The sequence below is a fragment of the Salinicola peritrichatus genome, assembly GCF_003206715.1.
In the GTDB taxonomy this organism is placed as follows: domain Bacteria; phylum Pseudomonadota; class Gammaproteobacteria; order Pseudomonadales; family Halomonadaceae; genus Salinicola; species Salinicola peritrichatus.
In genome coordinates this window covers 41,077-51,771 of the sequence record NZ_PZJU01000030.1, presented here as the reverse complement: position 1 = coordinate 51,771, position 10,695 = coordinate 41,077, and the positions used below count along the sequence as shown (strand labels likewise).

Below are 10,695 nucleotides of genomic sequence, written 5' to 3'. Positions count from 1 at the left end.
CCAATCGCGGCGAGAATATTCCTGAGCATGAGTCTTTCCTCTGGAGGTGGTTTGTCCAGCATGGCCTAATGACGATTGGGAGAAGTCAATCGCTGCATCCTAGCCAAGCATCTCTCCATCAACGTTGCTTGTCTGGAGTTCAATTGATCGTACCCGCACCTAGGGCACTGGTAGAACCAATCATGGCCCGGNNGCTGGAAGGCCGGGTGGTTTTCTCCCACTCGCAGGCGGGGCAAGAGAAGTGGATTGGCTTGGCAGGGATAGGCATGATTTTCCGCTCTGGTTGCCGGTTCGACAGCCACTATGCCAACGCAGGGCGACAAACTGTGTCGCGTGAATCGGGGACATTCCGATCCTCGGAAAAACCGCCTGATCGTCTATTCTTTGATATCGTTGTGTGACTCTTCGTGAAGGAGCGTCACATGCAACACGCGACCCTGAAACAGCGCCACCGCCAGGAACGGGATAGCCAGCCCGTGAATCTCAGCCTGCGATTGCATCGTGCATTGAGCTGGCTCAACCGCGCCGAACAGGCCGAGGATGACGACGGGCGTTTCATTTTCTTGTGGATCGCCTTCAATGCCGCCTATGCCACGGAAATCGATGAGCGCTACCGCCTTTCCGAACAGGCGACTTTCAGGGAGTTCTTGAAAAAACTCTGCGATCTCGACACCAGCCAATGCTTGGGTGATCTGATCTGGCAGACATTTCCAGGAGCCATTCGCGTACTGCTGGATAACCCTTACGTCTTCCAGAGTTTCTGGGATTTCCACAGTGGCAAAATCGACGAAGCCGAATGGCAGAAGCGCTTCACGGAGGGCAAGCAGCGCGCCCACCAAGCACTTGCCAGCGGCAACACGCCTGAACTGCTCGGCGTCGTCTTCAACCGCATCTACACCTTGCGCAACCAACTGATTCATGGCGGCGCCACCTGGAATGGCGCCGTCAACCGGGATCAGCTACGCGATTGCGTCAAACTCATGAGCCTGCTCGTACCGCTGGTGATTACGGTGATGATGGATAACCCGCATGCCCTGTGGGGCGATGCGTGTTATCCGGTGGTGGATTGATAGGCGGGGAATATCAAATAAGTGCCCAATGTATGGCGGCTTGCAGGCCTAGAGAGCCCAGTGCCAAGAGAGCGGTGCCTGCGATAGCGAGGCGTTGCCTGCCGAGGCGCTTATTGTTATTGGTTGTCACGGTAGTCAGTTGCTGCTCAAGGCCAAGGCTGACATTCCCGACTTGCATATTGAGAGCTGTATGCAATGTGGTAGATAACTCTTCCATCTGTTGTTGAAGGCTCCTCTCATGAGTATCCAGCCGTTCCTGTGTCGCCTGGGTGTAGGCTTGGTGCTGCCGCTCCATTTCTATTTTGAATCCACCGCTTTCGGCGGCAAGTTTTGAAATTCGGTCATTCTGAAGAAATGTGCGCTCCTGTAGAGAATCGTTTTGCTGCTGCAATGTCTGCGTGATTTCTGTCTGGAAGGCGTCGTTACTAGCGGAAAATTGTGCTAATTGACTTTGATTATGTTTTGATTGGGTAGAGAAGGCATCAGTGAGAATCTTTTCGTTCTTCTTTTGTTGCTGATGCAACTCGTCGAAACCTGATGATAGACGTACCTGGAACTCCCTACTGGCCTCGATCAGATTTTGCTCAATATCATCGCGAAGTGCTTGATTGGCAGCGTCCATGCGTTCTTCGGCTTCGGTTACGCGCTTCACACATCCAACCAGTTGTAGAGCCTGCTCCTGTGTCAATCCTTTGGCTTCCATGAGCCCTTTGTTGGCTGCGTTGATAGCTTCTTGTTGTTGTCCCAATTGAATTTGTTGGTCAAGAATCTGCTGGTTTTGGCTTTCCAACTTATCCGCTTGTTGCTTCAACATAGCCTGCTGTTGTAGCAAGAGATTCTGTTGATCGCTAAGCACCTTGGAAATAGCAGTGTTGACCACGAGTAGCTGGGATGATTTTTGGGTCAATTTGCCGATAGTAGCACTAAGATCGAGCTGGGCTTCTTGGATTTTGTCGTCTTGTCCATTCCACCAATTGCTAACAAAGTTTCCATCTGACTTTTCCTTGCGAAGCCTTTTCAAACGCTGATTTTTACTTTGCGTATTTTTGCTTTCAGTATTAATGTCGTGAATAAGTTCTTTAACTTTGCTTTCACGAAAGATTCTGTTGGGTATGTTGATACTTGAGAATGCTTGGACGATCTGCTGTTCTTGAGTGCTCATGGAAGCCCTTAAGCCATATTATAGCTTGTTGAGAAAAGCGTCGATTTCTGCTTGGATTTCGTTTATGTAGTCGGTCATATTTTGGCTTTTTTCTACCTGATGTCGAGTTCTGGAGACGGTATTTTTTAGATGGTTAAGGGCCATGGATGATTTCCGGCCAGCGTTCCCTAGGGAGGCGCTAGTCTGGCGGTACGATTCTATAGATTGAGTGTAGCGTTCGACATTGCCGAGTGAAGACTCAGAAAGTGTCGCCAGTTCTGTGGCAAATGCTGCCCGCTGTTTGGCGCTGGAGGACAGTTCGTCCAGTAAGCGTTCCTTGCGTTGATTGCGGTCGAACCAGCAGTCGACCTGGTAGGCAAGAAAAGCCGACAGTAGGCCACTGATGATGCCGATCAAGACAGGAGTCAACAGGTCCGAGAAAGGCTTAAGAAACGGCACGGCGGCCATGAAGGCTGAGACGCTTTCTTCGAGTAGAATCCCAACCGAACTGATAATGACAGTGCCAAGTAGCTTAAGGCCTTCCTGCAGAGCTTGTTCCTTCGTCATATTTTTGGGAGGAAAGAGGAGCATCTTGGTCGCACGGAATAGGCCGAGAAGCCCCTCGCGGATCATGGTAACGAGCCGTTTCGCGGTGGACAGAAGTTATTGATTAGAAATGTGAGCAGATTGCTGACAAACCCACTGACACCACCCTGTATCATCTGTGAAAGGGCTTCCGGCGCCTTATGGGCAACTCGCTCTGCGACACGTTTCAGGCGCTGGCCAATTTCGTCGATCAGGTTCTTTCCGGCTTCGATACCGTGACGGATGAGCGCTTTCACTTCATTGAATAGAGCATTGACCAGCTCGGTTAGCAGTACGCCCATGGCCTGGCGGGCCCCCATGAGTGCAGCCTGCTTTCCGCCTGTGGCAAGCAATTCAGTCGCTTGTTTCTTGAACAGCTCCCGGTTTGCCGTACTGTCGATATGCTTACGGGTGGTTTCGTACTTTTCATCACTTCTTTCAGGGGCGAGGCCGTAATGCTCGGCGTTTGTGCTGCCATCACCTTTGGTACTTTCCCGATTCTGCCACTCTTTTAGATCATGCTCCCCTTTGGAAGCATTGATAGGTTTGTTGGTCAAAGAAAGATTTTTGTCATCATTAATGATATTTCTGATAGCCTCGACATCCACCTCTCCATTCTTGACTTTTCCAACACCTAGTTGAACTTTTTTATTACTGTGAATGGCTTTAATGGAGTCAATATGGTCAAGCTCTGCTGGCTTCAGGCTTCCATCCGGCATGTGAACCTTTCCGTCGCTATCGACTTTGTAGCCGGTGTATTCGTCGATACCTTGCGATTCGCTTGTCCCGCCTATCACTCCAATCGTCGACTACGTATTTATCTCTCACCTTTTTGCTATATTGCGTATGCGCATGCTGGTGGAGGATCCTGTCGTCCTCTGTTGCGATATAATTGTCATCCTCGTGGCTAAAATTGTGCAGCGTAGTGACATTTCCACCGTTTTTGTCCACGTCCTTGAACATGGCGGGTGACAAGCCGAAGGGCCCCATGATTTGAGAAATGACCTGCTGCTGGCAGTCGTCGAACAGTTTCTGAAGTCGCTGTTCCCTGAGAGTGGTAGTGGTTTTATCATTCATGCTTCGTTTCTCTTGATCGTCATTTCAAGCCACTCTGTAAGTCCTGTCGCCAATCGCTGCCGTGACTCGAAGTCGTGCAGGACTTCAATCACCTGTCCACGGGTGCCGGATGTTGATGGATCCATATCCAGGCACAAATGATCGCCTCGTCCATTCGATAGGAAAGGCATCCATCCCGGTCTCCACCAGCCTGCTTTTATTTCCGCACTAGGAGTGGAATGGTTTTCATCGAACTCCCCTGATTGCAGCAATTCATTCCAGGTTTGCCATTCGATGAGAATGTCGGTAGTACCGAGCAGACGTCCCTGCTCAAATAAGCTTGGTCCAGTACCAGGCTGTCCATTATGAATTTTCAGGAACTCCTTGAAGTCTTCTGGCAAAGACAGGCCAAGAGTCTGTTCAAGCTTGTCCAGTTCGGTATCGCTAGCAGGTTGCTTGAGATTGGTTAAGCGGAGGGGATCGTTGGCCGCCAACCAGGCTTCCAGTTTTTTCCATAGATCGTTCATGTCATCGCCTCGCTGAGTGATGATGGGTAGAGGTTGAAGATGAATAATGGCTGCTCAGCCATGCCAGCTTTGTGCGAATCTCCTCCACCCAACCCACCGGCTCATGCACCCGAATATTGCTGTTCAACCCAAACACCCACCACAGGGTTTCCTGATCGTCCGGCACCTTGGCGTGCAGCCGATACCAGTCGCTGTCTGGCAGGGCTTCCAGCCGTTGTTCAATGCTCAATGGGGTTTCTCTTAGCAGCCAAACTATCTGTGGAGAGATATCGGCAACCAAGTCGACTTCCTTTATCGGGGCGAGGGCGTTGAATCCACTGTCCAGAAATTCGTCGATATCGAAGGTGCCGTGCTCCTGCGCCGATGTATCGAGGCATTCAGCCCATTGGATGCGGTGCAGGGCGAATTGGCGCGGGTCGTCGTAGCCTTTGACGGTGCCGATCAGGTAGCTGATGGAGTGGCGGGAGACGAAGCCGTCGGGGTGGATGACCAGTTCCTTGAGCGCTTCCTTGCTGCGGCTGAGGTAGCTGACTTTCAGGCATTTGCGTTCCAGCAGTGCCGTCGATACGGCTTGCCAGACGGCGCTATCCACCTGTGCCGGTAACAGCGCCTTGCCGTTGGGCCTGGTGCGTACCCGGCGCGCCCAGTCGGCCAGGCCGTTCTTTTCAAGAGCATCGAGGTAGTCGCGCGCCCGGCGAAACTGCGGCGCCATCAGGTCGAGCACGCTTTGTGGTAGCAGCGATTTCAGGTGGCTTTCGGCGAGATAGAGCGCCAGCGCGGTGGGCGTCTCCATGTCGCGCAGATCCAGCGGGGCATCCTTGGTGAAGCTCCAGCGGTAAGGAGTAATGCTGTCGTCGCAGAGTAACGAGAACGGGCCGGAGAGCCGGTTGAGGTCGCGCTGCACGGTACGCATGTCGACTGAAAAGCCACGGTTGCGCAACTTTTCCAGCAAGGTGGTCGTGGCGATATAGCCGGGCGCACGCGGAATGTGGCGTAGCAACATCAGCAGACGGGCGACGGTATCTTTAGCTTGTGACACGCACAGACCTTTCGATTCGTAATTGAAAGTCATCTCACGCTAGCAAGAGGGGGCGACAAATCCTGTCGCGCTATGGCGAGAACAGCTCCTTTCGAACTATCGGCCGATGCAATTGTAAATGGAGGGTAACGGAAAAAATTGGGGAGAAATTAGTGGGCTAGAGGGGGCCGGGATGCGTATAACGCAAAATGCCAGCGATGATGTCGCTGGCATTTTTCGCTCAAGGTAGGAGTCTGCTTTTCGCGGCTCGCGGCTCGCGGCTCGCGGCTCGCGGCTCGCGGCTCGCGGCTCGCGGCTCGCGGCTCGCGGCTCGCGGCTTAAGCCACGACAATCTCGTAGGAGTGGGTGATCTCGACGCCGCCCTTGCTGAGCATCAGCGAGGCGCTGCAGTACTTCTCGGCGGAGAGGTCGACGGCGCGTTTGACCTGGGCGTCCTTCAGGTTCTTGCCGGTGACGGTGAAGTGGACGTGGATCTTGGTGAAGACGCTGGGCGTGCCGTCGAAGCGTTCGGCTTCGAGGGTGGCGACGCAGTCGGTGACCTCGGCGCGGGCCTTTTCGAGAATCTGGATCACGTCGAAGGAGGTGCAGCCGCCGAGACCCATCAGCACCATTTCCATCGGCCGCGGGCCGGTGTTGCGGCCGCCGTGGTCGGGGTTGCCGTCGATCACGACGCTGTGGCCGCTGCCGGATTCGGTGACGAACTGGCGGCCGTCGGTCCATTTGACTGTGGCTTTCATGAGCGGGGTTCCTTGCTGGGGATTCGTTACCGAATCACGTGTTGATCGATGCGGGCAGGATAACATTCCCGGTGCTCGCTGGTGATGCTCGCGCCGTCATGACCGGAGCCTGGCTTCCAGTTCGGCCAGACGTTCGGGGGTGCCGACATCGATCCAGTCACCACGATGGTGCCAGCCGCCGACGCGGCCTGCCCGCATGGCCTCGACCAGCAGCGGCGCCAGCTTGATCGGCTCACCATCCGGCAATTCGGCGATCAGTGCGGGGTGGACGACGCCAAGACCGGCATAGATCAGACGCGGCTCGCCTTCGGCGTGCAGCCGGCCGTTGGCATCGAGATGGAAATCGCCACGGCGATGGAAGTCGGTGGTATCGACCATGACCAGCGAAGCCAGATCGCCATCGGCGAGTCGAAGTCGCGTGAGCGGGAAGTCGCTCCAGACATCGCCATTGAGCAGCACGAAGGGCGCATCGCCCAGCAGTGGCAGGGCATGGCGCAGACCGCCGGCGGTTTCCAGCGGGGTCTCCTCGACGCTGAAGGCGAGCGAAACGCCGTAGCGGCTGCCGTCGCCCAGTGCCTCGACGATCTGCCCGGCGCGGTAGCTGACGTTGATCACCACTTCGCGGAAACCGGCCGCCGCCAGGCGTTCGAGATGGTGCACGATCAGCGGCTTGCCGGCGACCGGCAGCAGCGGCTTGGGGCAATGGTCGGTCAGCGGGCGCATGCGGGTGCCGAGCCCGGCGGCGAGGATCATGGCCTTCATCTCTTTCTCCCCGCGGCAGCTTCGGCGCGGTGCTCGGCCAGGCGCGCCTCCATGGCCGGGCGGTAGCGATCGCGCAGCCAGGCATGGAACTCGGCGAGTGCCGGCAGGGCGGAAAGGCCTTCGTCGAGGTGGGCGTAGAAATGCGGCAGCCAATCGAGGTAGCGTGGTTTGCCGTCGCGCAGGCAGAGCCGGCAGAACTGGCCGAGAATCTTGAGCTGGCGCTGGGCGCCGATCGCCTCGACGGCGGCACGGAAGGCGGCGGCGGCGTGTTCGCTAGCCAGTTTTCCGGCGGCGAGCGAGCGCCGGCGGAATCCTTCTATCCAGACGTCCATGTCGTCGCGGGACCAGCGATGATAGCGGCCGCGCAGCAGCGAGATCAGGTCGTAACCGAGCGGTCCGGCCAGGGCGCCCTGGAAGTCGATGATCCACAGCCGGTCGCCGTGGAGCATCAGGTTCATGGCGTCGAAGTCGCGATGAACCGCTACGGTCGGCAGCGTTTCGATGTGCGCGAGCAGATGACGTTTGACCTCGGGCCACGAGGGCGGCGTCTCGATCCCGAGCCAGCGGGTCAGGCCCCAGTCGGGAAAGCGATCCATCTCCTCTTCGAGAAAACCCGGATCGTAGCGTGGCAGCGAAGCGCTCGGCGCGCGCTGCTGAATCTCGTCCAGCAGCGCCAGGGCGCGGGCGGTGCCGTCCCGTGCGCCGGCTTCGGTGACGAAATGGTGATGCAGGCTGTCGTCGCCGAGATCGTCGAGCTCGATGAAGCCGCGCGCGAGGTCAACGGCATGAATCGCCGGGACCGGGAGACCGGCCTGGCGCCACTGATGTCCGATCTCCACGAAGGGGCGGCTGTCTTCCAGCTCGGGCGGCGCATCCATGACGATACGGGTCGAGGCATTGGGAAGGGTGACGCGGCAATAGCCACGGAAACTGGCATCGCCCGCGACGGTCTCGAGCCGGCAGGCGTCGGGCGGCAGGTCGTGCTGGCGTGCGATCCAGGTACGGAGATCGGCAAGGCGCAGAGTCATTCGGGTTTCCGTTGAGACGAGTCGTGGCATCGAGTTGACGGGCCGGGGATGGCGCCGCATGCTGGAACCGCTGTCGATCGGCCGTATCGGTTACCATGCCGGGGCGCGGCTCCACGGAACGGCGATAGTGTGCCGTGTTTGACCGGACTCGCCAAATCGGACCGATCGGATCGAGTCAAGGCGAACGCACAGGGAACGGCCTCACGGCAATGGACGTCGAGGTCTGTATAATACCGACTCCACTCGGCAAGGACACAGAGGACATGGGCAAGCGACTGGTCTGGACTGCCCTCACTGGCCTGATCTCTTCGACGGTTCAGGCGGCTCCCCCCGCACCCTTACCCGCGGATCAACTGGACTGGGCTCCCTGGGGCGATCAGGCGCCGGCCGGTGCACTGTGCGGCGGGCGCTATGTCGAACCGGGCTACCTGTTGCCCGAGGGCCAGACCCCCGAAGAAGTGTTGTCCGACTCGGCATCGGCCGAATACGGCGATAACGGCGAGACCATCCTGGGCGGCGAGGTCGTGCTGCGGCGCGGCGACAGCCAGCTCGAATCGCCACGGGTTCGCGTCAACGCGGCCCGCGATACCGCCTTTGCCGATGGCCCGCTGACGATCCGTTATCCAGGGCTGCTGGTACGCGGCGACGATGGCCAGGTATCGCTCGATAGCGATGCCGCGCGCATCGACAACGCTCACTACGTACTGCATGACCAGCGCGTGCGCGGCGACGCACAGGCAATGCAACGGCTCGCCGATGGCCGTTACCGCATGCGCGAGGCGAGCTTCACCACCTGCGCGCCGGACAGCCGGCTGTGGCGGGTGATCGGCGAGGACGTCCTCATCGATCGTGAACAAGGCTTCGGCACTGCAACCAATGCCCGTCTGGAAATGGGCGATGTACCGGTCTTCTACTGGCCGTGGATACGCTTTCCCATCGACGACCGTCGCCAGAGCGGTTTCCTGTGGCCGACCGTGGGCGTATCGAGCGATGGGCTGGATTACACCCAGCCTTATTACCTCAATCTGGCGCCCAACTACGACGCCACGATCGCTCCGCGAATCATTTCCGACCATGGCTTCATGCTGGGCGGCGAATTCCGTTATCTGTTCGGCAGCGACCAGGGCTCGATCGAGGGTGCCTATCTGCCCAACGACAATGGCAGCGACAGCGAGAATCCCAACGATCCCGACGACGCCTTCGACGGCGAGGATCGCTGGTATATCGACTATCGGCACCAAGGCTATTTCAGCGACCGCCTGGACTATGCGCTGCGCTATGGCGCGGCGAGCGACGGCCGCTACTTCGACGACTTCGGCCGCGATTTCGCCGAACAGGACACCGAGTACCTCGAACGGCTGGCGCGTCTGAGCTACGCCGGCACGACCTGGAATCTGGACGCCCGCGCCCAGGGCTATCAGCGCCTGGACTATCCGCTCGACGAAGACGACCGTCCCTATTACAAGCTGCCGAGCCTGACCGCCAATGCGCGCTGGGATCAGGACAGCGGCTTCTATCAGGAGTGGAACTCCAACGCCACCTACTTCTGGCGTGACCTGCATGGAGTCGATAGCGACGGCGAGTGGATCGACGAGGAGAGCGGCGACACCCGTCAGATCCGCCTGCGCGAGGCGGCCAACGGTTCGCGCGTCAACCTGACGCCGGCGATCGGCTGGCGGGGCCAACCCAGTTGGGGCTTTCTGGAGCCGCGTTTCCAGTTGTGGCAGACCAATTACGATCTCGACTACGGCAACCGCCAAACCGACCGCGACGAAAGCCTGTCGCGCACCGTACCGGTCTATTCGGTCGACTCCGGCCTGATCTTCGAGCGCAACGTGTCGCTGTTCGATCGTGGCTGGAAACAGACCTTCGAGCCGCGCCTCTATTACGCCTACGTGCCCGAGCGCGATCAGTCGGAATTCCCGGACTTCGATACCGACGAGCGGCCGCTCTCCTGGAGCCAGTTATGGTCGCCGTATCGTTTCACCGGCGCCGATCGCGTGGGTGACGTCAACAAGCTCTCCTACGGTGCCTCGACCCGTTTCCTCGAGGACGACAGCGGTCGCGAGCGGCTGGCGCTGTCGGTGGGGCAGAGTGCCTATTTCGACGACCGCCATGTCACGTTGATCGATGATCCCGGCGCGCTGACGGCGGAACAGCGGCGTTATTACGACTATCGCATGCACCGCGATCGCTCCCCGGTCGTCACCCAACTCGACTGGCGCATCAACGATCAGTGGCGCACCCGCTACGAGTGGTTCTACGATGCCGACCGTTCCCGGACCGAGAAGGCTTCCGCCTACGCGCAATACCTGAGTCCGGCGGGGCACGTATTGAACCTTGGCTATCGTTGGCAACTCCAAGGGTTCGATCCGTCCGGCGACGAGGAGGATCAGTTGGGATACAACCGCGAAGACTTCGATGTATCGTTCGCCTACAAGGCGACGCCGGCGCTGGATCTGATCGGCCGTTATCTGTACGACAACACCAACAAGCGCGATCTGGAAACCCTGGCCGGGGTGCAGTTCAACAGTTGCTGTAGCGCGGTGCAGGTGGTGTGGCGCGAGTGGGTCGACGACAACGACACCGCCTATACCACCGACGACGACTACACCGATCGCGGCCTGTTCCTGCGTTTCGTGTTCAAGGGGCTGGGCGGTGTCGGTCAGCAGGCCGATAGTTATTTTGCGAATGCCGTGCCCGGTTACCGAGCCACCGAATTCTGACCGGAAGCCGGGTTGAATCATGCC

The 10,695-nt window shown here is 58.2% G+C and carries 10 protein-coding genes; 2 read left to right on the top strand and 8 right to left on the bottom strand.

Translation table 11 applies throughout. The annotated features are described in order from the left end of the window. Positions 1–422 precede the first annotated feature (422 nt). Positions 423–1,070, top strand: a complete 648-nt coding sequence (locus DOM57_RS12550; RefSeq protein WP_110649540.1) for a HEPN domain-containing protein — start codon at positions 423–425, stop codon at positions 1,068–1,070. A gap of 13 nt (positions 1,071–1,083) precedes the next feature. Here the strand turns inward: DOM57_RS12550 and DOM57_RS12545 are convergent, their stop codons facing one another. The 8 genes from DOM57_RS12545 to DOM57_RS12505 all read right to left on the bottom strand — a co-directional run bounded on the left by DOM57_RS12545 (position 1,084) and on the right by DOM57_RS12505 (position 7,945). Continuing rightward, the gene (locus tag DOM57_RS12545) at positions 1,084–2,232 is read right to left on the bottom strand and encodes a hypothetical protein (RefSeq protein WP_110649539.1); all 1,149 of its coding nucleotides are present in this window, start codon (positions 2,230–2,232) and stop codon (positions 1,084–1,086) included. A gap of 18 nt (positions 2,233–2,250) precedes the next feature. Further along, the gene (locus tag DOM57_RS12540) at positions 2,251–2,844 is read right to left on the bottom strand and encodes a hypothetical protein (RefSeq protein ID WP_110649538.1); all 594 of its coding nucleotides are present in this window, start codon (positions 2,842–2,844) and stop codon (positions 2,251–2,253) included. Continuing rightward, positions 2,841–3,515: a hypothetical protein gene (locus DOM57_RS12535; RefSeq protein WP_110649537.1), complete on the bottom strand. Its 675-nt coding sequence runs from the start codon at positions 3,513–3,515 to the stop codon at positions 2,841–2,843. The genes DOM57_RS12540 and DOM57_RS12535 overlap by 4 nt, the downstream gene beginning before the upstream one ends. Positions 3,516–3,869: 354 nt before the next feature. Continuing rightward, positions 3,870–4,379 (bottom strand): SMI1/KNR4 family protein, encoded by a 510-nt coding sequence (locus DOM57_RS12525; protein WP_110649535.1) that lies wholly within the window; start codon positions 4,377–4,379, stop codon positions 3,870–3,872. 1 nt (position 4,380) lies between these two features. Continuing rightward, the gene (locus tag DOM57_RS12520) at positions 4,381–5,418 is read right to left on the bottom strand and encodes a helix-turn-helix transcriptional regulator (protein WP_110649545.1); all 1,038 of its coding nucleotides are present in this window, start codon (positions 5,416–5,418) and stop codon (positions 4,381–4,383) included. 317 nt (positions 5,419–5,735) lie between these two features. Beyond that, positions 5,736–6,155 carry an OsmC family protein gene (locus tag DOM57_RS12515; RefSeq protein WP_110649534.1) on the bottom strand — a complete coding sequence of 140 codons (420 nt, stop codon included), beginning with the start codon at positions 6,153–6,155 and terminating at the stop codon, positions 5,736–5,738. Positions 6,156–6,251: 96 nt separating this feature from the next. Beyond that, the gene (murU, locus tag DOM57_RS12510; RefSeq protein WP_110649533.1) at positions 6,252–6,917 is read right to left on the bottom strand and encodes an N-acetylmuramate alpha-1-phosphate uridylyltransferase MurU; all 666 of its coding nucleotides are present in this window, start codon (positions 6,915–6,917) and stop codon (positions 6,252–6,254) included. Continuing rightward, positions 6,914–7,945: an aminoglycoside phosphotransferase family protein gene (locus tag DOM57_RS12505; RefSeq protein WP_110649532.1), complete on the bottom strand. Its 1,032-nt coding sequence runs from the start codon at positions 7,943–7,945 to the stop codon at positions 6,914–6,916. The genes murU and DOM57_RS12505 overlap by 4 nt, the downstream gene beginning before the upstream one ends. Positions 7,946–8,208: 263 nt before the next feature. On the opposite strand from DOM57_RS12505, the gene DOM57_RS12500 reads away from it, so the two are divergent. Then, on the top strand, positions 8,209–10,671 hold the full coding sequence (locus DOM57_RS12500) for an LPS-assembly protein LptD (protein ID WP_110649531.1): 2,463 nt from the start codon (positions 8,209–8,211) through the stop codon (positions 10,669–10,671). Positions 10,672–10,695 lie beyond the last annotated feature (24 nt).

Bases quoted from the DNA above. Each gene is read 5' to 3' on its own strand.
- DOM57_RS12550 (WP_110649540.1), top strand. From the start codon at position 423: ATGCAACACGCGACCCTGAAACAGCGCCACCGCCAGGAACGGGATAGC.
- DOM57_RS12545 (WP_110649539.1), bottom strand. From the start codon at position 2,232: ATGAGCACTCAAGAACAGCAGATCGTCCAAGCATTCTCAAGTATCAAC.
- DOM57_RS12540 (WP_110649538.1), bottom strand. From the start codon at position 2,844: ATGATCCGCGAGGGGCTTCTCGGCCTATTCCGTGCGACCAAGATGCTC.
- DOM57_RS12535 (WP_110649537.1), bottom strand. From the start codon at position 3,515: ATGCCGGATGGAAGCCTGAAGCCAGCAGAGCTTGACCATATTGACTCC.
- DOM57_RS12525 (WP_110649535.1), bottom strand. From the start codon at position 4,379: ATGAACGATCTATGGAAAAAACTGGAAGCCTGGTTGGCGGCCAACGAT.
- DOM57_RS12515 (WP_110649534.1), bottom strand. From the start codon at position 6,155: ATGAAAGCCACAGTCAAATGGACCGACGGCCGCCAGTTCGTCACCGAA.
- murU (WP_110649533.1), bottom strand. From the start codon at position 6,917: ATGAAGGCCATGATCCTCGCCGCCGGGCTCGGCACCCGCATGCGCCCG.
- DOM57_RS12505 (WP_110649532.1), bottom strand. From the start codon at position 7,945: ATGACTCTGCGCCTTGCCGATCTCCGTACCTGGATCGCACGCCAGCAC.
- DOM57_RS12500 (WP_110649531.1), top strand. From the start codon at position 8,209: ATGGGCAAGCGACTGGTCTGGACTGCCCTCACTGGCCTGATCTCTTCG.